Genomic DNA, 25,061 nt, shown 5'->3' on the forward strand with positions numbered 1-25,061 from the left:
CGTCAACCGGGGGGTATGAGAGGCCGGAACCAATAATAATATTGGCACTGACATTCATCGACACACTATTGAGTTCTCAAAGAACACACGCACAAACATCCACCCGCAACATTTCGTAGGGGCTTCAGCAGGGCAAGGGTTCAAACTTTAGCGCGGGCGATCCACCGAAGCAAGTCCGGAAGACAGTGAGCCCGCACACATGATCAGTCAGGCGCTCATCGTCCTACCTCGTTTCCCTGTGCGATCCGCTAGCCTCGAGGGGCTCGGCGGTTCGGCACCGGGTCGGTGTCCGTGTCGCTCTGACTCGAATTAAGTTACGCATCGCCGATCATGAAGTCAAATCGGCTGGTCAGCGGGCGTTTCGTCGACGATCGGTGATCATCGGGGCGCCACTCAGGGCCGCCAGCCGGCGGGGAACCAGCTCGGGGCGGTCGCGGTGAACCGCTCGCGGTCCCATCCCCCGGCGCCCGCGGGGATCGCGCCGAGCAACGGGGTCTCGGTGACGCGCGGCAGATCGTCGCGATTGCACTGCGAGGCGAGGTCGGGCTCGGCCGGCCAGGAACCGATGACCAGTCCGGCGCACGGCACACCGGCGGCGGACAGGGCGCGGGTCGTGAGTTCGCTGTGGTTGAGGGTGCCGAGTCCGGCGGCCGCTACGACGAGGACGGGGGCGCCGAGTTTCTGCGCCAGGTCGAGGAGGGTGAACTCCCCCATCCGTACGAGCAGGCCGCCCGCGCCTTCGACCAGGACCAGGTCGGCATCGCGCTGCGCGTCGATCGCGGCGACGGTCTCGTCCAGGGACAGCAGCGGCATACCGGCGCGGCGGGCGGCGGTGTCGGGGGCGAGCGGTTCCGGGTAGCGGGCCAGCTCGACGGTGCGGGTCAGCCCGGTGAGGCGGGTGACCTCGGCGAGGTCACCCGGGGCGCCGGGGGCGACGCCGGTCTGCGCGGGTTTGCAGACCGCGACCGAGCGGCCCGCGGCGTGCGCGGCGGCGGCCACGGCCGCGGTGACGACGGTCTTGCCGACGTCGGTCGAGGTGCCACTGATCAGCAGGAGGCTCATGCCGTCACCGGTTCCTTGCCACGGGCCGCGGCGAGCACGTCGCCGAGGACCTCGGCGATGGTGTCGAGTTCGGCGGGGGTGAGGTTGGCACGCGCGGTCAGCCGCAGGCGCGAGGTGCCCTCGGGGACCGACGGCGGGCGGAAGCAGCCGACGTCGAGGCCGCGGGCGCGGCAGGCCTGCGCGGCGTCGAAGGCGAGCTGCGCTTCGCCGAGGACCACCGAGACGACGGCGGAGTCCGGTTCGGATACCCCGGCGATGCGGGCGATATCGGCCGCGCGGTCGAGCACCCGCGACGCCATCGCGGGATCGCTGCGCAGCAGACCGAGCGCCGCGCGGGCCGCGCCGACCGCGGCGGGCGCAAGGCCGGTGTCGAAGATGAAGGTGCGGGCGGCGTCGATGAGGTGGGCGCGGATGCGCGCGTCGGCCAGGACGACACCACCCTGCGCGGCGAAGGCCTTGGACAGGGTGGCGGTGATGACCAGGTCGGGCTCACCGGCCAGGCCCATCTCGTGCACCAGTCCGCGACCACCGGCGCCGCGGACGCCGAGCCCGTGCGCCTCGTCGACGATCAGCACCGCGCCGTGCGCCCGGCACACCCGGTGCAGGTCGGCGAGCGGGGCGAGGTCACCGTCGGCGCTGAAGACGGAGTCGGTGAGGACCAGCGCGCGCTCCTCGGCGCGTTCGGCGAGCAGGCGTTCGACGGCGGCGACATCCCGGTGCGGGGCGATCTCCACCCTGGCTCGGGACAGCCGGCACGCGTCGACCAGGGACGCGTGACTGCCCGCGTCGGAGACGACGAGGGTGCCGCGACCGGCCAGCGCGGTCACCGCGCCGAGATTGGCGGCGTAGCCGGAGGCGAACACCAATCCGCTTTCGGCGCCGACGAATTCGGCCAGTTCGGCCTCGAGCTGGGCGTGCTCGGCGGTGGTCCCGGTGACGAGGCGCGAACCGGTGGACCCGGCGCCCCAGCGGCGCAGGGCCGCGATGGCGCCCTCGACGACCTCGGGATGGCGGACCAGGCCCAGGTAGTCGTTGGACGCGAGGTCGATCGCGGACGACTCGGCGGCGCGCGGGCGCAGGTGTCGGCGCAGCCCGGCGTCGACCCGCTCGGCCGCGCGCTCGTCCAACCAGCTCAACGGATCCGTACTCACAGCTGGGGAGCTTACTTGAACGCCGTTCAGGGGATGCGGTCGCGGCGTCATCCGAGGCTCGCCTTCACCGCGGCGCGCACGGCGCCGGTGATGGTGGCGATGTCCTCGGTGGTGCTGATGAACGGCGGCATCGTGTAGACGAGGGTGCGGAACGGGCGCAGCCACGCGCCCGCGTCGACGGCCGCGTCGGTGGCGGCCCGCATGTCGACGGGGTCGTCGAGCTCGACGACCCCGATCGCGCCAAGCACCCGCACGTCGGCGACACCGGGCAGCGCGGCCAGCGGCTCCAGACCCACCCGCAACTCGGACTCGATCCGGGCGACCTCGCCCCGCCAGTCCCGCGAGCGCAGCAGCTCGATCGAGGCGATCGCCACGGCGCAGGCCAGCGGATTGCCCATGAAGGTCGGCCCGTGCATGAGCCCGCCGTGCGCGGCGCTGATCGTCTCGGCGATCCGCGCGGTGCACAGGGTGGCGGCCAGGGTGAGATAACCGCCGGTCAGTGCCTTGCCGACGCACATCACGTCGGGGGCGACGCCGACGTGGTCGGCGGCGAACAGCTCGCCGGTGCGCCCGAAGCCGGTGGCGATCTCGTCGAAGACGAGCAGCACGTCGTTCTCGTCGCAGATCCGGCGCAGTTCGGTGAGATAGCGCGGGTCGTGCCAGCGCATCCCGCCCGCGCCCTGGACCACCGGTTCGACGATCACCGCGGCCAGCTCGTCCCGATGACTCGCGACCGCCCGTTCGAGCTCGGCGACATAGTCGGCGTCGAAGCCGACGGGCGGCGCGGGGACGAAGACCTGCTCGGTGAGGACGTCGGTCCACAGCGCGTGCATGCCGCCGTCGGGGTCGCACACGCTCATCGGGGTGAAGGTGTCGCCGTGGTAGCCGCCGCGCCAGGTGAGCAGCCGGTGCTTGCCCGGCTTGCCGACCCCCCGCCAGTACTGCAGGCACATCTTCGCGGCGACCTCGACCGAGACCGAGCCGGAATCGCAGAGGAAGACCTTGTCCAGACCGGCCGGGGTCAGCTCGACGAGCAGCTGGGTGAGCCGGGTGGCCGGGGCGTGGGTGAGGCCACCGAACATGACGTGGCTCATCCGCTGCGACTGCGCGAGCAGCGCCGCGTCGAGGACCGGGTGCCGGTAGCCGTGCACCGCCGCCCACCACGAACTCATCCCGTCGACCAGCTCGCGGCCGTCGGCCAGCGTCAGCCTGGTGCCCGCCGCGCTCGCGACGACCAGCGGTTCGGTGGTCGCCGGGAAGCCGCCGTAGGGATGCCAGACGTGCTCGGCATCGAGGGCACTGATCTGCTCGGGGGTCAGGTCCACAGGGTTTCCTCGTCGTCGCCCGGTTGCCGTCGCCGACGGCCTTGAACACCGTTCAAGTTAGCACTCTCGCTCAGGGGTCGAGAGGCCGATCGGCGATCGCCGCGGGAATGCGCGCCAGCGCCGCCCGCACCGCGGCGAGCTCGGGACCGCCGAGCGCCGCCGCGACGGCCGCCTCGATCCGGCGGATGTGCTTGCCCGCCAGCGCGAGCGCCGCACCGCCCGCCGCAGTGGTCACGATCAGGCGCGCCCTGCGGTCGGCGGGATCGGGGCGGCGTTCCACGTAACCGCACCGCTCGAGGTGGGTGACCAGCTCGCCCATCGACTGCTGGGTCATCCCCGCCGCCTCGGCGAGGGCGGTCACCCGGGAGCCGGCCGGTTCCAGGTACCGGAAGACCGCGTAGTGCGCGGGCCGCAGCTCGGGACCGAGTACAGCGCACAGTTCCCGGTCCAGCTCGCGTTCATAGGCGTCGGCCGCATGGACCAGCAGTTTCAGCAGCGTGGGCGCACTGTCCGTTGACATAATAGGAAGGTTACCTTTATACCTGGACTATGGCTGACATCGGCACCGTCCTCACCTTCCGCAACGGGCACCGCGTGACGCTCGTCGACCGCGGCGCCGACGCCGAAGGCGCCTATCTCCGGCTCGAGCACGTGCTCCCCCACCCCGGCAGGCAGGCGGGCCCGCACTGGCATCCCGAGATCGCCGAGACCTGGACCGTGCGGGCAGGCCGCATCCGGTTCCGCGTCGACGGCACCGAGATCGTCGCCGGACCGGGCGACACAGTGACGGCGCCGCCGCGCGCCGTGCACGAGTTCTGGAACGAGGCCGAGAACACCGTCATGGACCACGTCATCCGCCCGCCGCTGCGGCACTGGGCGATGTTCGAGTTCTGGAGCGGCCTGGACAACAGCGGCCGGACCACCGCGAGCAGACTGCCGCGCAATCCGCTCGCCCTCGGCCTGCTCTGGGAGTACCAGGACGGCTACCTGGCCGGGCCGCCCGTTCCGCTGCAACGGCTGATCTTCGGCGGCCTGGCCGCGCTGGCCCGGCGCACCGGCTATGCCCGGCGCCTGCTCGCGGCCGCTGACCAGGGGTGACGAAGCACCCACGCGCACCGCGCGCGGGCGGGGACCGGATTCCTCTACTGTCGTAGCATGTCGAGCCCGTACGACCGATCCGGTGAGGTGACCCCACTGGGCGTGTGGCCGGGCACCGCGTATCCGCTGGGCGCCACCTACGATGGCGCGGGCACGAATTTCTCGGTGTTCTCCGAGGTCGCCACGAGGGTGGAACTGAGCCTGATCGCCAAGGACGGCGCCGAGACCCGGGTCGAGCTCGACGAGGTCGACGGGTACGTCTGGCACGCCTACCTCCCCGCGATCACGCCGGGTCAGCGCTACGGTTTCCGCGTCCACGGACCGTACGAGCCCGAGCTCGGACTGCGCTGCGATCCCAGCAAGCTGCTGCTCGATCCGTACGGGAAGGCCTTCGACGGGCAGTTCGTGAACGATCCGTCGCTGTACACCTACGGCCTGGATTCGCTGGGCCACACCATGACCGGCGTGGTGATCAACCCGTTCTTCGACTGGGGCGCCGACCGGCCGCCGAACCGGCCCTACCACGAGACGGTGATCTACGAGGCGCACGTCAAGGGCATGACGATGACCCATCCCGACGTGCCGGAGGAACTGCGCGGCACGTACGCGGGTCTCGCGCATCCGGCGATCATCGGGCATCTGAAGAGCCTGGGCGTCACCGCGATCGAGCTCATGCCGGTGCACCAGTTCTTCCACGACCACGTGCTGACCGATCAGGGACTGCGCAACTACTGGGGCTACAACAGCATCGGCTACCTGGCCCCGCACAACCAGTACTCGGCCCGCCCGCGCGGCGACGCCGCGGTCGCCGAGTTCAAGGCGCTGGTGCGCGCGATGCACGCCGAGGGCATCGAGGTGATCCTCGACGTGGTCTACAACCACACCGGCGAGGGCAACCACCTCGGGCCGACGCTGAGCCTGCGCGGCATCGACAACGCCGCCTACTACCGCCTCGACGAGACCGAGCCCGCGCACTACAAGGACTACACCGGCACCGGCAACAGCCTCAATGTGCGGCATCCGCACACCCTGCAGCTGATCATGGACTCCCTGCGCTACTGGATCCTGGACATGCACGTCGACGGCTTCCGGTTCGACCTCGCCGCCACGCTGGCCCGCGAATTGCACGATGTGGACCGGCTTTCCGCGTTCTTCGACCTGGTGCACCAGGACCCGGTGGTGAGCCAGGTCAAGCTCATCGCCGAACCGTGGGACGTCGGCGAGGGCGGCTACCAGGTCGGCAACTTCCCGAGTCTGTGGACGGAGTGGAACGGCAAATACCGCGACACCGTGCGCGACTACTGGCGTGGTGAGCCCGCGACGCTGGGCGAGTTCGCGTATCGGCTCACCGGATCCTCGGACCTGTACGAGTCGACCGGACGCCGCCCGAGCGCCAGCATCAACTTCGTCACCGCGCACGACGGCTTCACCCTGCGGGACCTGGTGTCCTACAACGAGAAACACAACGACGCCAACGGCGAGGGCAACCGCGACGGCGAGAGCCACAACCGGTCGTGGAACTGCGGCGTCGAAGGGCCGACCGACGATCCGGCGATCCTGGAACTGCGGGCGCGCCAGCAGCGCAATCTGCTGGCCACGCTGATCCTGAGCCAGGGCACGCCGATGCTGGCGCACGGCGACGAGATCGGGCGCACCCAGCTCGGCAACAACAATGTGTACTGCCAGGATTCGCCGCTGTCGTGGATGGACTGGTCGCTGGCGGACACCAACGCCGATCTGCTCGAGTTCACCCGCTCGGCGATCGCGCTGCGCACCGCGCATCCGATCTTCCGGCGCCGCCGCTTCCTCGCCGCCGGGCCGGGTGACGGCGAGGGCCGCAATCGCGAGATCGCCTGGTTCACCCCGGCCGGGGCCGAGATGACCACCGACGACTGGCACAGCGGCTTCGGAAAGTCCCTGGCCGTGCTGCTCGACGGCGACGGCATTCCCGAGCCGGGACCGCGCGGCGAACGGATCAGCGACGACTCGTTCCTGCTGTGCTTCAATGCGCACGACGAAGCACTCGATTTCGTGCTGCCAGGACCGGAGTTCGGTGCCGAATGGACACCGGCCCTGGATTGCTCGACCCCCACCGGAACGGCCGACGGGGTCTTTCCCGCGGCCGCGACCCTCCCCGTCCCCAGCCGCTGCCTGCTCGTCCTGCGCCGAACCGCCTAGCCGAAACGATGACCGAGACCTACGTGACCGATCCGCTGACCCTGCTGCACCGCGCGCCCATCCGGCCGAGCACGGTGCGCAGCACCTACCGGCTGCAACTGCGCCCGGACGCGCTCACCTTCGCCGATGCCCGCGCCATCGCCGAATACCTGCAGCAGCTGGGGATCTCGCATCTGTATCTGTCGCCGATCCTGACCGCGGCGCACGGCTCGACGCACGGCTACGACGTCACCGATCCCACCACGGTCTCGGCCGCGCTGGGCGGGCCGACGGGGCTCAAGGCACTCTCGGACGAGGTGCGCAGTCGCGGGATGGGCTTGATCGTCGATCTGGTGCCCAATCACGTCGGCGTGGCCGATCCGCGGCAGAACCCGTGGTGGTGGGATGTGCTGCGCAACGGTCAGCAGTCCAAGTACGCCAAGTACTTCGACATCGACTGGAGTCCGGGCAACGGCGCGGGTGGACGGCTCGCGCTGCCGGTGTTGCAGAGCGAGAACGATCCGGCCGCGCTGTCGGTCGACCGGTCCGGTCACGAACCGATGCTGGCGCTGCACGATCTGCGCTTCCCGATCGCACCGGGCACCGACGGCGACAACGCGTTGCGCATCCACGATCGCCAGCACTACCGGCTGGTGAGCTGGAAGGCCGGCGTGTGCACCTACCGGCGATTCTTCGCGGTGAGCAGCCTGGCCGCGGTCCGGCAGGAGGATCCCGAGGTCTTCGAGGCGACCCACCGCGAGCTGGCCGCCTGGTGCGAACACGATCTCATCGACGGTGTGCGGGTGGATCACCCCGACGGGTTGTCGCACCCGAGCGCCTACCTGACCCGGCTGCGCAGGCTGATCGGCCCGCAGCGGCTGCTGCTGGTGGAGAAGATCCTCGCCAACCGGGAGCCGCTCGACGCGACGCTGCCGGTCGACGGCACCACCGGCTACGACGCGCTCGCCGATCTCGGCGGTGTCCTGATCGATCCGGCCGGCGAGGCCGCGATGACCGAGCTGTCCCAGCACGTCGCCGGGCACGGCAGCGACCGCGCCTGGTTCGGTGAGACCGAGCACCGGATCAAGCGCGCCGTCGCGGAAACCATTCTGGCGCCGGAGATCCGGCGGCTGGTCGCGGCGATCAAACGCGACGGCAACGCGGGCAGCTTCGACACCCTCGCGGTGAGCAACGCGACCATCGAGGTGCTGGCGTTCATGCCGGTGTACCGGGTGGACTACGCGCCGCTGGCCGGGATCACCGCGGCCGTCGTCGCGGAGGTGGAGAAGCGCAACGCCGAGCTGACGGCGCCGCTGTCGGTGCTGGTGACCGCGCTGTCGGTGGGTGGGGAGGCGGCGATCCGGTTCTCCCAGGTGTGCGGCGCGATCACCGCGAAGTCGGTCGAGGACACCATGTTCTATCAGGGCGCGCGGCTGGTGTCGCTGCAGGAGGTGGGCGGCAATCCGGCGCGCTTCGGCCACACCGTCAACGACTTCCACCTGTCCAACAGCGAGCGCTCGCAGCGCTGGCCCGCCACCATGACGACGCTGTCGACCCACGACACCAAGCGCGGCGAGGATGTGCGCGCCCGGATCGGGGTGCTGTCGCAGGTCGCCGAGATCTGGTCGCAGCGGGTGCGCGGCTGGCTGGAGACGACGCCCGCGCCCGACGGCGCGACGGCGCTGTTCCTGTTGCAGAACATGTTCGGGGTCTGGCCCGCCGACGGGCGGCCCGCGTCCTCGGTGCCGGGCTTGCGGGATCGGCTGCATCTGTTCGCGGAGAAGTCGATTCGCGAGGCCGGGACCAAGACGTCCTGGGAGGAACCGGACGCGGAGTTCGAATCGTCGGTGCACGGCTGGCTGGACGCGGTGATCGACGGCCCGGTCGGCACCGGCATCGGCGACCTGGCGCACGAGCTGGCCCCGCACGCCTGGTCGGACGCGGTGTCGCAGAAGCTGTTGCAGCTGTGCGGGCCCGGTATCCCGGACATCTATCAGGGCACCGAACTGTGGGAGGACTCCCTCGTCGACCCGGACAACCGCCGCCCGGTGAACTTCGCCGTGCGCGCCGGTCTGCTCCAATCCCTCACCGAGCCACCGACATTGGACACCACCGGGGCGGCGAAGATGTGGGTCGTCGCCTACGCGCTGTGGTTGCGCCGGGAACGGCCGGAGTGCTTCGTCGGCGGGATGTACCGGCCGCTCTACGGCGCCGGGGAGCACGCGCAGCGGCTGGTCGCCTTCGGGCGCGGACCGGCGGGTGAGACGCCCGAGGTGATCGTCGCGGCGACCAGGCACTCGGTCGGGCTGGCCGCGACCGGCTGGCTCGACACCACCCTGCATCTGCCGGAAGGCACGTGGGTCGACCGGCTCACCGGCTCCACGTTCGCGGGCAGTGTCCGGCTGGACAAGCTGTTCACCCGGCTGCCGGTGGCCCTGCTGGTGCGCTGAGCGGCGTCACGGCCGGTGCGCGAGCACCGCGAACATGGTGACCGACATGTGGTAGTCGCCGGTGGCGACGCCGTGCGCGATCGCGGCGGTCAGCTCGTCGGCCTGCGCGGCGGTGATCACGCCCGTGGCGCGGCCGGTTGCGACCATCTGCCCGACCAGCGGTATCGCGGTGTCCGCGTCCCAGATCACCGCCTGGGAGGCCTGGTCGTCGATGACGAATCCGGCCCGGACCAGCAGCCCGCGCAGGCGGCGGCCGGAGCCCGGGTTGGCGGTGTCGGCCCGCATCCGTTCCGACAGCGCGGCGACCACGGCCGGGTCACCGGGGTGCAGGATCGCGGTGTACCAGTCGCTGTCGACGAGGCAGACCCGGCCGCCAGGACGCAGGACGCGGGCGATCTCGGCGGTGGCGGCGGCGGGGTCGTCGAGGTGCTGGAAGACCCGCTCGCAGCGGACCAGATCGACGGAATCGTCCGGCAGCGGGAGCGCGGCGGCGGTGCCCTCGGCGAATTCGGCGGCGGTGCCGCGCGCCCGCTCGCGGGCGATCGTGAGCATGGCCGGGTTCGCGTCGACGCCGACGGCCCGGCCGTGCGGGCCCACCCGGGCGGCGAAGGCGAGGACCTCCGAGCCGGTCCCGGAGCCGATGTCGAGGGCGGTGTCGCCGGGTCGCGGTGCCAGGACGTCGAGCACCCAGCGCCGCATCCGGACGACGCCGGACAGCTCGGCCTGCCGGTCCAGCAGGGTGATCAGCAGGTCGTCGGCCGCACCGGCGGCGTCGACGTGGAAGGACGGTAGCTGATCGTCGGGAACGGCCATACCTCCGACGCTACGCCGCGCGAAACGCGAGGCCACGATGGTCGTGGCCCCGCGTTTCGAGATTCGCTGCTCAGTGGCCGGTGCCGCGCAGACCGCGGTACTGCAGGGCGGCGAAGGCGCCGACGGTGACGGCTTGCAGCACTCCCCACACCGACCCGGCCACGGTCAGTCCGAGGACTCCGGTGACCACGGCGACCAGGCTCGCGACCACCCAGGTCGCGTTGCCGATCGCGACCGCCGCCGCCTGGTACCGGACCACCGGCGACTTCCGGCCGACCACCGCGACCGCGAGGCCGTAGGCGGTGAGGAAGGCGCCGATCGCGAGGCCGGCCCGGGTGTCGAGACCGAGCAGCCGCTCCAGCAGCGGTGCCAGGGCGAGGTAGGCGACGCCGTTGACGGTGGTGACGACGGCGTCGAGGCGCAGCGAGAGCAGCAGCAGCGGCTCGCCCGGGGTGAGCAGGGTGGACAGGCGGGACGGGGCGGTGGCGGTGGTCATGGCGGATCTCCTTGGCGGTGTCGGAAGTATCAGGCGGACGCGGGGACCTGGTCGAGGAAGCCGTAGACGCTGTCGATGCGACCGTCGGCGAGGACGGCGACGTCGAAGCCGATCACCACGGCGTCACCGTCGGCGGGGCCGAGTCCCCAGGTGAAGCGCACCTGGTCGTGGTGGGCGTCGACCGGGCCTGCCAGGCGGAAGGTCCAGTCGGGGAACTGGGTCTGCACGCCGGCGATGGCGGCCTCGAGTTCGGCGTGGCCGGTGACGGCGACCAGCGGGTCGACGTAGCGCGCCTCGGGGGTGAACAGGCGGGTGACCGCGGCGCGGCGGGCACCGGGCTCGCGGGTGTTCCATGCCTCCAGGTACTGCGCGACGACGGTGTTCATCTCGACCTCCGAAAATGTGCTGTGAGCTGGTGTTTCGCGGGTTGTTCCTGCGATGACACCTACGTTATGGCGCGACGGGGGTAGGTCGAATCAGTCGTCTATAGGTACTTCTCGCGACACGCGAACCGCCGGTACCGGTACGGCGCTACCGTGGTGCGCATGCTGCACGGACGCGAACCCGAACAGGCCACGATCGATGACCTGCTCACGGGCGCGCGCGCCGGGCGCAGCGGGGCGCTGGTGCTGCGCGGCGAGGCCGGGATCGGCAAGTCCGCCCTGCTGGAGTACGCGGCGGCGCAGGGCATTCCGGCGATTCGCAGTGCCGGGATCGAGTCCGAGGCCGAATTGCCTTTCGCGGCACTGCATCTGCTGGTGCGCCCGGCGATGGAGCTGGTCCGGCGGCTGCCGCCACGGCAGCGCGACGCGATGGACGCCGCGTTCGGCCTGGGCGACAGCACGCCAGCGGACCTGATGCTGATCGGCCTGGCCGTGCTGACGCTGCTGGCCGAGGAAGCGGCCGACGGCCCGCTGCTGGTCCTGATCGACGACGCGCACTGGCTGGACCGGGCAACGGCGCAGACCCTGCTGTTCGCCGCGCGCCGGCTCGACGCCGAGGGGGTGGTGATCCTGTTCGCCACCCGGTCCGGCCCCGATGACTTCCCGGCGCCGGGACTGCCCGAACTGGCCCTGTCGGGGCTGCGCGCCGAGGCCGCCGCCGCGCTGCTCGACGCGGGCCCGACCCGGCTCTCGCCCACGACGCGCTATCGCCTGCTCGCCGAATCGGGGGGCAATCCCCTTGCCCTGCTGGAACTTCCGGCCGCGGCGGGCAACGCGGAGGATCCGAATCCGCTGCCGCTGACCCAGCGGCTCCAGCTGGCCTTCCACGGCCGGGTCGCCCGGCTGCCCGCGCCGACCCGGACGATCCTGCTGATCGCCGCGGCCGCGGGCGCCGAGGATCTGGCGCCGGTCCTGCGCGCCGCCGCGACCCTCGGCGCGGGACTCGACGACCTGCAGCGGGCCCAGGACGCCGATCTGGTGCGCACCGACGGGCAGGTGCTGACCTGGCGTCATCCGCTCTCCCGGGCCGCCGTCTACCAGGGTTCGGCGCTCACCGAGCGGCTGGCCGCGCACCGCGCCCTCGCCGCCGCGCTCGACGACGCCGACTCCGCCGACCTACGGGCCTGGCATCTCGCCTGCGCCGCGACCGGACCCGACGAAGCCGCGGCGACCGCGCTGGAGCGCACCGCCGATCGGGCCAGGCGGCGCACCGGATTCCACGGCGCGGTCGCCGCCTACGACCGGGCCGCGGCACTCAGTGCCGACGCCGACGCCCGGTTGCGCAGGCTCGTCCTGGCCGCCGAGACCGCCACCGAGGCCGGGCTCACCGACCAGGCCGCGCGGCTGGCCGAGCGCGCCGCGTCGATGTCGACCGACGCGGCGCTCGAGTCGCGCCTCGAACTGGTGCGCGCGCAGGCCGAATTCGCCGCGGGCAAGCCGGGTTCCGCGCATCGGCGGCTGATGGCGGTGGCGGCGCGGGAGACCGATCCGCGGGCCGCGGCGCGCATCGTCACCCGGGCGGTGCACACCGCCTGGTACCTCGGTCCCGCCGAGCTCGACGAGGTGGCGGCCTTGCTCGCCACGCTGCGGCTCGACGCGGGCGATCCGGTCACCCCGATCGTGCGCTACCTGACCGGCTCGGTGGCCGGGCTGCGCACGGTCGACCTGCGGACGGCGGCGGACGCGGCCCGCGCGAACGGCGCCGACAGTCCCGCCGACCTGGTCCAGCTGTGCGGCAGCGGACTCGTCGTCGGTCAGGACGACCAGGTCGGCGAGCTGGCCGACGTGCTCATCGGCGAAGCCAGGGAGCAGGGCCGGATCGCGCTGCTCGCACCGCTGCTGTTCTTCCGCGCCGAAGCCGAACTGTTCGGTGGCCGCCCCGGCGAGAGCCGGATCGCCGCAGAGGAGGGGCTGCGGATCGCCGAGGACATCGGCCAGCCGCAGTGGATCAGTCAGCTCACCGCGTTCTTGGCATACGCGGCCGCGCTGCGTGGCGACGAACAGTCCTGCCGTGACTACGCCGATCGCGCGGTCGCCGAGGCCTTCGGCGGGGCCCAGGCGGTGGGCGCGCCGTGGGCGCACGCGGCGCTGGCGCTGCTCGCGCTCGGGCAGGGCAGGCTGGATCAGGCGCAGGCCGAGCTGGACCACATGACCGTCGAACCGGCCCGGCATCACGTCAGCGGGCTGCGCACCCTGGCCGACCAGGTGGAGGTGGCCGCGCGGCTCGGCGACACCGGCCGGGCCGTCGCGGCGCGGGAACAGCTCGACGCGTGGTCGGCGCGCGCCGGTCAGGAGTGGATCGCGGCCCTGGCCGCCAGGGCCGCGGCGATCCTCGCCGAGGGCGCCGACGCCGAGCGGCACTACCTCGCCGCGCTCCCGGCCCAGCGCCCGTTCGACGAGGCCCGCACCCGGCTGCTCTACGGCGAGTGGCTGCGCCGGGACAAACGCAAGGTCGACGCGCGGACCCAGCTCGAACAGGCACTGGAGCTGTTCGACCGGCTCGACGCCGCGCCGTGGCGGGAACGCACCCGCACCGAACTCGCCGCGCTCGGCGTCGGCGCCGCCGCCCGCCCGGCGGGCGGCCCGCTCAGCGTGCTCACGCCGCAGGAATCACAGATCGTGCGGCTGGCGGCGCAGGGCCTGTCGAACCGGGAGATCGCGGCGCGGTTGTTCCTGAGTCACCGCACGGTCGGGCACCACCTGTACAAGGCGTATCCGAAATTGGGGGTGCTCTCCCGCGGGGAGCTGCGCGAGCTCGACCTAGCGGAGTGAGTGTGCCCTGGCGGCACCGACCGACCAGCGCAGCGCGGCCACGGCGGCCGCGGCGAGCACGGCCGACTGGGCCGAGCCGAGGATCAACAGCAGCAGGGCGCCCACGACGAGCCCGGCGACCAGCGCCTCGAGCTTGTAGACCGGCCAGGCACTGCCCGCGATGTCGACCGTCGCGGTTGCTGCCGATGGGGTGACCACTGCCATGCACACAGGATAGACGGACATCGAAGTTCGGGCTACCGAACTTTCCCGTCCGGGCCTATCGGGAACATCACACCGCGACGGATCGTTGTGCAGGTCATGCCACTGACAGGAGAGTACGCACCGAGCACTTCGGACTGGGCTCGCACCCAGGCCGAGACCTACGAGAACTCCGGCGGAGCCGAGGGCACCTCACTACAGGGCAAGCCGGTCATCCTGCTGACCACCAAGGGCGCCAAGACCGGCAAGCTCCGCAAGACCCCGCTGATGCGCGTCGAGCACGACGGCGAGTACGCCGTCGTCGCCTCGCTGGGCGGCGCGCCCAAGCACCCGGTCTGGTACTTCAACATCAAGGCCGAGCCGCACGTCGAACTGCGCGACGGCACCGTCAGCAAGGACTACACCGCCCGCGAGGTCACCGGCGACGAGAAGGCGCTGTGGTGGGACCGGGCGGTCGCGGTGTGGCCCGACTACGCCGAGTACCAGAAGAAGACCGATCGCCAGATCCCCGTCTTCGTCCTCACCCCGCGCTGACGCCCCGGTCGCCGGGCCCGTCGTCGCGGCGGATCCGGCGACGGGAGGCGCGCTCTCGGCGCGCCCGACCCCCTCGGTAGCATTTAGCGGGTGTCCCCCATCGCTGACGTCGCCGAAGTGTCCGTAACCCGTCCGCCGCTGACCGCGGACGAGATCGACGCTGCCGCCAAGCGAATTTCCGACATCATCGAGCCGACACCGCTGCAGTACTCCGCGCGGCTGTCGGCGAGCACCGGTGCGCAGGTCTACCTCAAGCGCGAAGACCTCACCGCGGTGCGCTCGTACAAGCTGCGCGGCGCCTACAACCTGATGGTCCAGCTCACCGCCGCCGAACGCGCGGCCGGTGTGGTCGCGGCCAGCGCGGGCAACCACGCCCAGGGCGTGGCCTTCGCCTGCCGGGCCATGGGCGTGCGCGGGCGCATCTACGTGCCGACCACCACCCCGAAGCAGAAGCGCGATCGCATCCGCGTGCACGGCGGCGAGTTCGTCGAGCTGATCGCCGTCGGCGAGACCTACGACGCGGCCGCCGCGGCCGCCGCCGACGACGTCGCCCGCACCGGCGCGACCATGGTGCCGCCGTTCGACGATCCGCGCACCGCCGCGGGCCAGGGCACCATCGCCGCCGAGTTCCTCGAGCAGCTGGGCGCCGCGCCCGATCTGGTCATCGTCCCGGTCGGTGGCGGCGGGTGCCTGGCCGGCATCGGCACCTACCTGCGCGAACGTGCGCCGCAGGCCGGCCTGCTCGGCGTCGAGCCCGCTGGCGCGGCCTCGATGACCGCCGCGCTGGTGGCGGGTGGCCCGGTAACGCTGCCCGAGATCGACCCGTTCGTCGACGGCGCCGCGGTGCGCCGCATCGGCGACCTGCCGTACCAGGCGGCGTCCTCGTTCGGCGGCCGGGTGGTCTCGCACGCCTCGCTGCCGCTGCTCACCACCACCGAATCCCCCACCGGCACAGCCTCTTTCCGGATGATGCAGGTCGACGAGGGTGCGATCTGCACCGCGATGCTCGACCTGTACCAGAGCGAGGGCATCATCGCCGAACCCGCGGGCGCGCTGGCCACCGCGGCACTGGCCGAGATCGAGATCGAGCCCGGCTCGACCGTGGTCGTGCTGGTCTCCGGCGGCAACAACGATGTCTCCCGCTACGGCGAGATCATCGAGCGCTCGCTGGTGCACCGGGGCCTCAAGCACTACTTCCTCGTCGACTTCCCGCAGGAACCCGGCGCGCTGCGCCGCTTCCTCGACGACGTGCTCGGCCCCGACGACGACATCACCATGTTCGAGTACGTCAAGCGCAACAACCGGGAGACCGGGGCGGCACTGGTCGGCATCGAACTCGGCGCCACCGACGATCTGGCGTCGCTGCTGCATCGCATCGAGGAGTCCCCGATCCAGGCCGAACGCCTGGAACCGGGTTCTCCGGCGTATCGCTACCTCACCTAGGCGGGGCTCGCCCAGGCCCGGACTACGCCGCGACGCGGTCCGGGCGCTGCGTGCCGGAGCGGGACGCGCGGGCGCCCGCCACGGCCAGCGGCAGCAGCCAGCTCATCGCCAGCTGGTCGTAGGGCAGCAGGCCCTGGTCGAGCCGGTTGTGCACGAAGGCGATCGAGAGTCCCGACTGCGGGTCGACCCAACCGAAGGACCCGCCGAGCCCGATATGGCCGAAGGCGTTGCGCGCGCCGGGCACCGGCATCGAGTGGTAGCCGAGGTGCCACATCATCGGGATGTAGAACAGGGCGTGGTCGAGGCGGTAGGTCTGCACGCGCCGGATCGACCGGTGGGTCCCCGGCGTCAGGAACGGCCTGCCGTCGACGGTGAGCCCGTCGGCCAGTGCCGCGTACATCCTGGCCAGCCCCGGCGCGGTGCACACGCCGTTGCCCGCGGGCATCTCGGAGTCGAGGATCGCCGGGTCGTCGCCGTCGAGGATGCTGTCCAGGCCGGGCACGAACAGGCAGCGGGCCGCCGCGCCGAGCGGGCCGGGGATCCGCTGGCCGATCCGGTCCAGGAATCCGGCGGCGATCGGGTTGCCCAACACGCTCAGGTGCGTGCCCGCCAGCCGCGCGTACTCCGTCGGCGAACCGGCGGCCGGACGACCCAGGTGGATGCCGTCGATGCCGAGCGGATCGGTGACCTCGCTGCGGATGAGCTCGCTCATGCTCTGCCCGGTGACGGCCCTGGCCAGCCCGGCCAGCAGCCAGCCGTAGGTCAGCGCGTGGTAGGTCGGGGTGCCGAGCAGCCGGTCGGGCGTGGCCAGCGCGAGCCGGTCCTCCATGAGTTCGTGATCGAGGGATTCGGCGGCGGTGGTGGCGACCGAGGGCAGCGAGGACAGGCCGGCGCGGTGGGTGAGCACGTCGGCGACGGTGATCGCGCCCTTGCCGTGCGCCGCGAATCGGGGCCAGTACTCGGCGACCGGAGCCTGGTAGTCGATCAGGCCGCGATCGGCGAGCCGGTGGATGACGGTGGCGGTGACGCCTTTGGTCGCGGAGAACACGATGGGCGCGGTGTCCGCGGTCCACGGCCGTTCGCCCGCGCTGCCGGTCCACAGATGGGCCAGGGGTTCGCCGTGCCGATAGATCGCGATGGCGCCACCCGCGGCGCGGCGATGGCCGATCAAGGTGACGAAGGCGCGCACCAGCGGACCGAATCCGGCCGCGGCGAAACCGCCGACACCCGCCGGAAGGGCAGCACTGTCCTGCCCGTAAGCGTCGTTGCTCATCGTTCAACCGTACGGACGTCTGTTCGCTTGGGCAACGGTCGGCCGCCGACCGTGGCCGAGCCGTGCCCTGGCCGGATCACTCGGTGACCACGGCCCCCGCGCCGTCACCCTCCTCCAGCACGGCGAAGCTGTGGCCCGAGATGAGTATTCCCGCACCGGATTCGGTGGCGGGCGCCCAGGCCAGCAATACCCTTCCGTGCACCGGGATCACGGCCTCGTCCTCGGACAGGTTGCAGACCACCGAGATCCGGCCGCGCCGCAGCACGAACCAGCGGTTCGCCTCGTCGTAGTCGGCCCAGACCCGTTCCAGCCAGGGGTCGGTGAACTCGGACCTGGCCGCGCGCAGCGCGAGCAGGGCGCGATAGCAGGCGAGCAGCCGGGCGTGCGGTTCGCGGGTCGGTTCGGTCCAGTCCAGCTTGGAGCGGGTGAAGGTGTCCGGGTCCTGCGGGTCGGGGACGTCGTCGGCGGCCCAGCCGTGGTCGGCGAACTCGGCCCGGCGTCCGGCCGCGGTGGCCGCGCCGACGGCTGGGTCGGTGTGCGAGGTGAAGAACTGGAACGGGGTGCGCGCGCCCCATTCCTCGCCCATGAACAGCATCGGCGTGCTCGCCGAGAGCAGCACCAGCGCCGCCTTCACCGCGAGCTGCCCCGGCGTGAGGTAGGCGCTGGGGCGGTCGCCGACAGCCCGGTTGCCGATCTGGTCGTGGGTGCAGGTGTAGCCGAGCAGGGCGCTGCCGGGGATCAGGTCGCGCGGGATCGGCGTGCCGTGGGTGCGGCCCCGGAAGCTGGAATAGGTTCCGGCGTGGAAGAAGCCGTGGGTGAGGGTCTGGGCCAGGCAGGCCAGGGAGCCGAAATCGGCGTAGTAGCCCTGCCGTTCGCCGGAGACGGCGGTGTGCACGGCATGGTGCAGGTCGTCGTTCCACTGGCCGGTCAGGCCGAAGCCGCCCGCCGCGCGCGGCGTGATCAGGCGGGGATCGTTGAGGTCGCTCTCGGCGATCAGGCTCAGCGGACGGCCCAGATGCGCTGCCAGCGCGGTGGTCTCGACGACGAGTTCCTCGAGCAGATGGGTCGCGGTGCGGTCGACCAGCGCGTGCACGGCGTCGATGCGCAGCGCGTCGATGTGGAAGTCGCGCAGCCAGCGCAGGGCGTTGTCGATGATGTGGCGGCGGACGGCGTCGGAGCCGGGACCGTCGAGATTCAGGCTCTGCCCCCACGTGTTCCGGCCCGCGGCGAGGTAGGGACCGAAGCGGGGCAGGTAGTTGCCGGACGGGCCGAGGTGGTTGTAGACCACGTCCAGGCAGACCGCCAGACCACGCGCGTGGCAGGCGTCGACGAAGCGCTGCAGGCCGTCGGGACCGCCGTAGCTCTCCTGCACCGCGTACCAGAGCACGCCGTCGTAACCCCAGTTGTGGGTGCCGTCGAAGGCGTTGACCGGCATCAGCTCGACCGTGGTGACGCCGAGGCCGACCAAGTGGTCGAGCCGTTCGATCGCCGCGTCGAAGGTGCCGTCCGGCGTGAAGGTGCCGATGTGCAGTTCGTAGAACACCGAACCGGCCAGCTGCCTGCCGGTCCACCGCCGGTCGGTCCAGACCGCCGGATCGAGGTCGTGCACGGCGGAGAGTGCGTGGACGCCATCGGGCTGGCGCGGGGAGCACGGGTCGGGCAGCACGGTCGGGTCGTCGTCGATCAGGAACCCGTAGCGGGCGCCCTGACCTGCGTCGATGGTGACCGACCAGCGCCCGCCCCCATTGCGCCGCATCGCATGGGTCACCCCGTCCAGTTGCAGCCGCACCGCCCCCGCCGCCGGCGCCCACACCCGAAACTGCCTCATCGCCCCAGCATCGCACGCGCGCGGTCATCGGGCAGGGCGACCGGTGTCTCCGCGCTGCCCGGCTCCCGCCATGCCCGGCACGGGTCTGCTCGGGCGCTCGGTACGAACCGGCCGCCGGTGCGTCTTCGGTGTCACCCCGCACGAGCAGTCGGCGGTCAGTCGTGGGCGACGACTCCGACCGGCCCCGCGCCGAAGCACAATTCGAGGCCGGGAGTCAGCGCGCGGACGCGCAAGGCCGTGCCACCGCCGAGCATGCGGACGTAGACCGGGTGCAGCCCGGACCTGACCTCGGCGACGGTCTCGGCGGCGCCCTCGAACGAGACGGCGATGGCGCCGTCGCGGTCGGCCAGGTAGTTCAGCTGAGCGGTCCACTCGCGGATCTGCATCGGCCCGTCCAAGGGCAACCGGACCGCCTCGCCGGGCGTCATCCGGTAGCCGCAGCCGGGTTCCGGGGCGGGCACGATCGAGCGGTTCCACCACACCTGCGCGTCGACGAGTTCCCCCTCGTCGGTGAACATCCGCAGGTGCGGTGTCGACCGGGCGAAGGTGTCCGGCCCGGCGAGCGCGGCGAATACCTGGTCGGTCATGTTCTGCGGAAAGGCCAAGGGGTTCAGCACATTCCACGGAACCTCCTGCGGCAGCAGCGGCGCGTCGGCACCCGGCAGTGCGGTGCGTACCCCGGTGACGTAGGCGCGCGCCGGACTCGGCTCCCACGAGCGGGTGAAGGTGACGGTCGAATACACGCTGCTCACGAGGAAGATCACGGTCGCCACCACCGCCACGACAGCTCGCACCGGAAGACCCCGCGCCAGGAGCAGGCCACGTGCAGTGGCACCGCTTCGCATGTCGCGGGGCGCGCGGTGTGGGGCGGTCATGATCAGGGCGAGGCCGAGGCAGGCGATGACGGCGACGTCCGCGAAGTAGCGGATGGATTGGAGCAGCAGCGCGGCGGTGCCCGGGCCGTCGCGGAGGACCACGACGGGCGCGACGGTCACGACGACGTAGGCGGCCGCGCACACCCAGATCACGCCGACCCGGGCGCGGGTGCGGATCGTCCACGCCGCGAACAGGATCAGCGCCGTCCAGCACAGGGCGACGGCCACGCCGGGCGGGTCGGCCCACGGGGTGGCGGGCTGCCAGCGTTCCCATCGCCAGGGTCCGCCGGACAGGGCGGGGACCAGTCCGTCCGAGAGTGCTCGGCTCAGCAGGGCGGTGGGTTGTTCGGGGCGCGACAGTCCGCGCGGACGCTGGATGACCAGCAGGAAGAACGCCGACCAGGCCAGCAGCACCGCACCCGCCGCGGTCCACAGCGCGGCGCCGCGGCGGACGGCAGCGCGCACCGATTCTCCGGCGACGTAGGCCGACAGCGCCACCACCGCGACCGCGACCGGCAGCACCACCACCGCCTTCTCGAAGCACAGCAGCGCCACCGCGGAGACCGCGGCGCCCGAGACCGCGTACCGCCCGCGCCCGGTCCGCACGAGCTGGACCGCGTCCGCGCTCACCCAGGCGAGCGCGATCTGCAATGGCAGCGCGTTCACCGCGGCCGACCACCAGGCGAAGGCGGGCACCGTCAGCGGAACGAACAGGTAGCAGGTCAACGGGACCAGCAGCCGCGGCCCGGTCCCGAGCAGCACGACCGACAGCCGCAGCACCGCGAGTGAGGCGAGCAGCTGCAACAGCACCAGGACGGCCGCCGCCACACCCCACTCGAACGGCGCGATCGCGGTCACCGCCCAGGTCAGCGCGAACGCCAACGGCATCACGTGGCCGTCGTGGCTGGTGAACAGCAATTCGGTCGACCACAGCGGATGCCGGCCCACCTCACCGATCAGGATGAAGTCGTCCCAGTAGAAGAATCCCGACGCCGCGACCCAGCCGCGCAGGACCAGCTGGGCCACGATCAGCGCGGCCGCGACGAGCAGCACGGCCCGCGGCGGTACGCGCGGGCGCGGGCGTCGCACGGGGTGTGGGGGCGAATCGAGCCGAGTCGCTGACGTCACGCCTCTCGACGCTAGCCCGTCGCCCGCCGGGTTTCGATCAGCACCCGCCGAGACACCGCGAGCGCACCCGGCCCGACCGCGCTCCCAGCGCTACCCGACCACCGGGAACGCGACCGCACTGCGAGATCCTCGACCGCGATCGCCTCCGGCTCAGCCCAGGCAGCCGGGACCGAGCAGTGCCTTCAGGTCACCCATCAGCGCCGAGGACGGGCTCACCCGCCAGCTGTCGTCGAGCTTGAGCAGGGTGGTCTTCTCCCGTGCGCCGACATGGCGGACATGCACGTCGGAGGTGCCGGGATGGCGGGAGAGCACCTTCTTGAGCTCACCGATCTTGTCCGGCGTGCACATCCGGGTCGTCATGACCACCGCCACCGGCTTCGCCACCCCGATCGCCGAGAGATCCGGCACCACGAGGTCGTTGGCGATCAGCGAGATGCGGTCGTCGCGCACCGACACGCGCGCCTTGACCAGCACCACCGCGTCTTCGACCACGTCCATGCCGTAGACCGAGTACGACTGCGGGAAGAACAGCACCTCGACGCCACCGGTGAGGTCCTCGAGCTGGGCCGAGGCCCAGGCCAGGCCGTTCTTGTTGATCCGCCGGTTGACCGAGGCGAGGATGCCGCCGATGGTCACCTGCGCGCCGTCCTTGACGTCGCCTTCCAGGATCGCCGGAATCGGGGTGTCGACCTGGGCGGCCAGCACGTGCTCGACGCCGTTGAGCGGATGCCCGGAGACGTAGAGGCCCAGCATCTCTCGTTCGAGGGCGAGCTTGTGCTTGGTCTCCCATTCGTCCTCGGGGACCTTCACGTTGAACACCGAGGCGACCGAGTCGTCGCCGTCGTCCAGGCCGCCGAACAGGTCGAACTGGCCGATCGCCTCGGCCTTCTTCGTCGACATCACCGCGTCGATCGCGTCGGAGTGGATCAGCAGCAGGCCCTTGCGGGGATGCCCGAGCGAGTCGAAACCACCTGCCTTGATGAGCGATTCGGTGACCTTCTTGGAGCAGGCGATCGCGTCGATCTTGTTCAGGTAGTCGGAGAAGTCGGTGAACTTCGACTTCTCCTTGCGCGCGGCGATGATCGAGGACACCACGTTGGCGCCGACATTGCGGACCGCGCCCAGACCGAAGCGGATGTCCTTGCCGACCGAGGCGAAGTTCTGCTCGGACTCGTTGACATCCGGCGGCAGCACCGTGATGCCCATCTTGCGGCAGTCCGACAGGTAGATCGCGGCCTTGTCCTTGTCGTCACCGACGGAGGTGAGCAGACCGGCCATGTACTCGGCCGGGTAGTTGGCCTTGAGGTAGGCGGTCCAGAAGGAGACCAGGCCGTAGCCCGCGGCGTGCGATTTGTTGAACGCGTAGCCGGCGAACGGGAGGATGGTGTCCCACAGCGCCTTGATCGCGGGCTCGGAGAAGTCGTTCTTGAGCATGCCCTCGCGGAAACCCGCGTAGGCCTCCTCCAGCACCGAGAGCTTCTTCTTACCCATGGCGCGGCGCAGGATGTCGGCCTGGCCGAGCGAGTACCCGGCGACCTTCTGCGCGATCTGCATGATCTGTTCCTGATAGACGATCAGGCCGAAGGTGTCGGCCAGGATCTCTTTCAGCGGCTCTTCGAGCTCGGGGTGGATCGGTTTGACCTCTTGGCGGCCGTTCTTACGGTCGGCGTAGTCGTTGTGGGCGTTCATGCCCATCGGGCCGGGGCGGTACAGCGCGAGGACGGCGACGATGTCCTCGAAGCCGGTGGGCTGCATGCGGCGCAGCAGATCGCGCATGGCACTGCCGTCGAGCTGGAACACGCCGAGGGTGTCGCCGCGGGCGAGCAGTTCGTAGGTGGCCGGGTCGTTGAGCGGCAGGTGATCCATGTCGAGATCGACGCCGCGGTTGGCCTGGATGTTCTCCAGGGCGTCACCGATGACGGTGAGGTTGCGCAGACCGAGGAAGTCCATCTTCAGCAGGCCGATGGCCTCGCACGACGGGTAGTCCCAGCCGGTGATGATCGCGCCGTCCTGCGCGCGCTTCCACACCGGGATCGCGTCGGTGAGCGGCTCGGAGGACATGATGACCGCGCAGGCGTGCACGCCCGCGTTGCGGATCAGGCCCTCCAGGCCACGCGCGGTCTCGTAGATCTTGGCGACATCGGGGTTGGAGCCGATGAGCTCGCGGACCTCGGCGGCTTCCTTGTACCGCTCGTGGTCGGGGTCGGTGATGCCCGAGACCGAGATGTCCTTGGCCATGATCGGCGGCGGCAGCGCCTTGGTGATCTGGTCGGCGATGGCGAAACCGGGCTGGCCGAACAGGACTCGCGCGGAGTCCTTGATCGCGGCCTTGGTCTTGATGGTGCCGAAGGTGATCACCTGGGCGACGCGGTCGCTGCCCCACTTCTCGGTGGCGTAGCGGACCATCTCACCGCGGCGGCGATCGTCGAAGTCGATATCGATATCGGGCATCGACACGCGCTCGGGGTTGAGGAACCGCTCGAACAGCAGGCCGTGCGGGATCGGGTCGATATTGGTGATGCCCATCGCGTAGGCGACCAGCGAGCCGGCGGCCGAACCACGGCCGGGGCCGACGCGGATGCCGACGTCGAGGGCGTGCCGGATCAGGTCACCGACGACGAGGAAGTAGGCGGGGAAACCCATCTCGCAGATGACGCCGAGTTCGTAGTCGGCGCGGGCGAGGTAGTCCTGCGGGGGGCCGTCGGGGAACCGGCGGTCGAGGCCGTCGAGGACTTCCTTGCGCAGCCAGGTGGCCTGGGTGTGGCCTTCGGGCACCGGGAAGATCGGCATCCGGTCGCGATGGGCCCACACGTCGTCGTAGGACTGCACCCGCTCACCGATGAGCTCGGTGTTGTCGCAGGCGCCGGGGACCTCCGCGTCCCAGATGGCGCGCATCTCCGCGGCCGACTTCAGGTAGTAGCCGTCACCGTCGAACTTGAAGCGGGTCGGGTCCGAGAGCGTCTTGCCGGTCTGGATGCACAGCAGCGCTTCGTGATTGGTCGACTGGTCCTTGGTGACGTAGTGGCAGTCGTTGGTGGCGATCGGCGGGATGTCGAGCTGCTTGCTGACATTGATCAGGCCCTCGCGGACCCGGCGCTCGATCGATAGACCGTGGTCCATCACCTCGAGGAAGAAGTTGTCCTTGCCGAAGATCTCCTGCCACTTCGCGGCGGCCTCGAGCGCCTCGCGTTCGTGACCGAGGCGCAGCCGGGTCTGCACCTCACCCGACGGGCAGCCCGTCGTGGCGATGATGCCCTCTGCGTACTGCGCGATGATCTCCTCGTCCATGCGCGCCCACTTGCCCAGCTGGCCCTCGATGGAGGCCAGGCTCGACAGCTTGAACAGGTTGCGCAGACCGGTCGCGTTCTCGGCGACCATCGTCATATGGGTGTAGGCACCCGAACCCGAGACGTCGTCGCTCTTCTGGCCGGGATCACCCCACTGCACCCGCTTGGTGTCGAACCGCGAGCCCGGTGCGATGTAGGCCTCGATGCCGATGATCGGCTTGATGCCCGCCTTCTTGGCGCTGTTGTAGAACTCCGAGGCGCCGTACATGTTGCCGTGGTCGGTCATGCCGACGGCGGTCATGCCCAGCCGTTCCGCCTCCGCGAACAGCGGCGAAATCTTCGCCGCACCATCGAGCATGGAGTACTCGGTGTGGTTGTGCAGGTGAACGAACGATCCGGACGGAGCCAAGACGGTCCTTCCTCCCATGGTGTCGACGGGGGTTGGCCTAGGCATTCTAGGCACGTGGGTCCGACAACTTTTCGCGTGCCACACGGGCATCGCGCCCCCGCCCTGGCCTGGTTCGGCGTGTCGTGGCGAACGTCACCGGCGAGTCCTCAGCAACCGTCTGTTTTCCGCTAGTTCATGATCGGAAACCCGGCGCGCGCGCCCGTCGGCGATCATCGGACCACCGAGACCGCGGGCGGCGATAATCGGCGGATGTCCGCGCGAGGGGTGCGGCCGTCGTCGAACCGGGCCGGTTCGCGGCGCGAGTAGACGGGAGTGA

General features: G+C 71.0%; 18 protein-coding genes. 6 read left to right on the forward strand and 12 right to left on the reverse strand.

Features of this window, described 5'->3' with window-relative positions:
• Positions 1 to 393: 393 nt before the first annotated feature.
• From bioD to AB0L91_RS31960, 4 genes are all read right to left on the reverse strand, one after another.
• Positions 394 to 1,062 (reverse strand): dethiobiotin synthase, encoded by a 669-nt coding sequence (bioD, locus tag AB0L91_RS31945; RefSeq protein WP_365016322.1) that lies wholly within the window; start codon positions 1,060 to 1,062, stop codon positions 394 to 396.
• The gene (locus tag AB0L91_RS31950; protein ID WP_365016324.1) at positions 1,059 to 2,264 is read right to left on the reverse strand and encodes an 8-amino-7-oxononanoate synthase; all 1,206 of its coding nucleotides are present in this window, start codon (positions 2,262 to 2,264) and stop codon (positions 1,059 to 1,061) included. The genes bioD and AB0L91_RS31950 overlap by 4 nt, the downstream gene beginning before the upstream one ends.
• The gene (locus AB0L91_RS31955; RefSeq protein WP_365016326.1) at positions 2,261 to 3,538 is read right to left on the reverse strand and encodes an adenosylmethionine--8-amino-7-oxononanoate transaminase; all 1,278 of its coding nucleotides are present in this window, start codon (positions 3,536 to 3,538) and stop codon (positions 2,261 to 2,263) included. Before AB0L91_RS31955 ends, AB0L91_RS31950 begins: the two co-directional genes overlap by 4 nt.
• Before the next feature lie 70 nt (positions 3,539 to 3,608).
• Complete coding sequence (locus tag AB0L91_RS31960; protein ID WP_365016327.1) at positions 3,609 to 4,058, reverse strand: MarR family winged helix-turn-helix transcriptional regulator; 450 nt, start codon at positions 4,056 to 4,058, stop codon at positions 3,609 to 3,611.
• 29 nt (positions 4,059 to 4,087) lie between these two features.
• Between AB0L91_RS31960 and AB0L91_RS31965 the strand changes: the two genes are divergently transcribed.
• The 3 genes from AB0L91_RS31965 to treY are packed head-to-tail and all read left to right on the forward strand — an operon-like array spanning position 4,088 to position 9,243.
• Positions 4,088 to 4,636, forward strand: a complete 549-nt coding sequence (locus AB0L91_RS31965) for a cupin domain-containing protein (RefSeq protein WP_365016329.1) — start codon at positions 4,088 to 4,090, stop codon at positions 4,634 to 4,636.
• A 57-nt stretch (positions 4,637 to 4,693) separates the two neighbouring features.
• Positions 4,694 to 6,814, forward strand: a complete 2,121-nt coding sequence (gene glgX / locus AB0L91_RS31970; protein ID WP_365016331.1) for a glycogen debranching protein GlgX — start codon at positions 4,694 to 4,696, stop codon at positions 6,812 to 6,814.
• 8 nt (positions 6,815 to 6,822) lie between these two features.
• Complete coding sequence (gene treY, locus AB0L91_RS31975; RefSeq protein WP_365016333.1) at positions 6,823 to 9,243, forward strand: malto-oligosyltrehalose synthase; 2,421 nt, start codon at positions 6,823 to 6,825, stop codon at positions 9,241 to 9,243.
• 6 nt (positions 9,244 to 9,249) lie between these two features.
• On the opposite strand, the gene AB0L91_RS31980 is transcribed toward treY, so the two are convergent.
• From AB0L91_RS31980 to AB0L91_RS31990, 3 genes are all read right to left on the reverse strand, one after another.
• The gene (locus tag AB0L91_RS31980; RefSeq protein ID WP_357349116.1) at positions 9,250 to 10,056 is read right to left on the reverse strand and encodes a methyltransferase domain-containing protein; all 807 of its coding nucleotides are present in this window, start codon (positions 10,054 to 10,056) and stop codon (positions 9,250 to 9,252) included.
• 70 nt (positions 10,057 to 10,126) lie between these two features.
• On the reverse strand, positions 10,127 to 10,552 hold the full coding sequence (locus AB0L91_RS31985) for a hypothetical protein (RefSeq protein WP_357349118.1): 426 nt from the start codon (positions 10,550 to 10,552) through the stop codon (positions 10,127 to 10,129).
• 29 nt (positions 10,553 to 10,581) lie between these two features.
• Positions 10,582 to 10,938: a nuclear transport factor 2 family protein gene (locus AB0L91_RS31990; protein WP_355284269.1), complete on the reverse strand. Its 357-nt coding sequence runs from the start codon at positions 10,936 to 10,938 to the stop codon at positions 10,582 to 10,584.
• Between the two features lie 159 nt (positions 10,939 to 11,097).
• On the opposite strand from AB0L91_RS31990, the gene AB0L91_RS31995 reads away from it, so the two are divergent.
• The gene (locus AB0L91_RS31995; protein ID WP_365016336.1) at positions 11,098 to 13,767 is read left to right on the forward strand and encodes an AAA family ATPase; all 2,670 of its coding nucleotides are present in this window, start codon (positions 11,098 to 11,100) and stop codon (positions 13,765 to 13,767) included.
• Here AB0L91_RS31995 and AB0L91_RS32000 read toward each other — a convergent pair.
• Positions 13,756 to 13,971, reverse strand: a complete 216-nt coding sequence (locus AB0L91_RS32000) for a hypothetical protein (RefSeq protein ID WP_355284274.1) — start codon at positions 13,969 to 13,971, stop codon at positions 13,756 to 13,758. The genes AB0L91_RS31995 and AB0L91_RS32000 overlap by 12 nt on opposite strands.
• A 96-nt stretch (positions 13,972 to 14,067) precedes the next feature.
• Here AB0L91_RS32000 and AB0L91_RS32005 point away from each other — a divergent pair, with 96 nt between their 5' ends.
• Positions 14,068 to 14,502: a nitroreductase family deazaflavin-dependent oxidoreductase gene (locus AB0L91_RS32005; protein ID WP_365016338.1), complete on the forward strand. Its 435-nt coding sequence runs from the start codon at positions 14,068 to 14,070 to the stop codon at positions 14,500 to 14,502.
• A gap of 90 nt (positions 14,503 to 14,592) precedes the next feature.
• The gene (gene ilvA / locus AB0L91_RS32010) at positions 14,593 to 15,945 is read left to right on the forward strand and encodes a threonine ammonia-lyase IlvA (RefSeq protein ID WP_355284277.1); all 1,353 of its coding nucleotides are present in this window, start codon (positions 14,593 to 14,595) and stop codon (positions 15,943 to 15,945) included.
• Positions 15,946 to 15,967: 22 nt separating this feature from the next.
• On the opposite strand, the gene AB0L91_RS32015 is transcribed toward ilvA, so the two are convergent.
• The 4 genes from AB0L91_RS32015 to dnaE all read right to left on the reverse strand — a co-directional run bounded on the left by AB0L91_RS32015 (position 15,968) and on the right by dnaE (position 24,763).
• Positions 15,968 to 17,218, reverse strand: coding sequence for a serine hydrolase domain-containing protein (locus tag AB0L91_RS32015; RefSeq protein ID WP_365016341.1), 1,251 nt, complete (start codon positions 17,216 to 17,218; stop codon positions 15,968 to 15,970).
• A 76-nt stretch (positions 17,219 to 17,294) separates the two neighbouring features.
• Positions 17,295 to 19,046, reverse strand: coding sequence for a malto-oligosyltrehalose trehalohydrolase (gene treZ / locus AB0L91_RS32020; RefSeq protein WP_365016343.1), 1,752 nt, complete (start codon positions 19,044 to 19,046; stop codon positions 17,295 to 17,297).
• 155 nt (positions 19,047 to 19,201) lie between these two features.
• The gene (locus AB0L91_RS32025) at positions 19,202 to 21,049 is read right to left on the reverse strand and encodes a hypothetical protein (protein WP_365016345.1); all 1,848 of its coding nucleotides are present in this window, start codon (positions 21,047 to 21,049) and stop codon (positions 19,202 to 19,204) included.
• Between the two features lie 150 nt (positions 21,050 to 21,199).
• Positions 21,200 to 24,763 carry a DNA polymerase III subunit alpha gene (dnaE, locus tag AB0L91_RS32030; RefSeq protein WP_355284287.1) on the reverse strand — a complete coding sequence of 1,188 codons (3,564 nt, stop codon included), beginning with the start codon at positions 24,761 to 24,763 and terminating at the stop codon, positions 21,200 to 21,202.
• Between the last annotated feature and the right edge of the window lie 298 nt (positions 24,764 to 25,061).

Source organism: Nocardia sp. NPDC051833, assembly GCF_040681225.1.
Lineage (GTDB): Bacteria > Actinomycetota > Actinomycetes > Mycobacteriales > Mycobacteriaceae > Nocardia.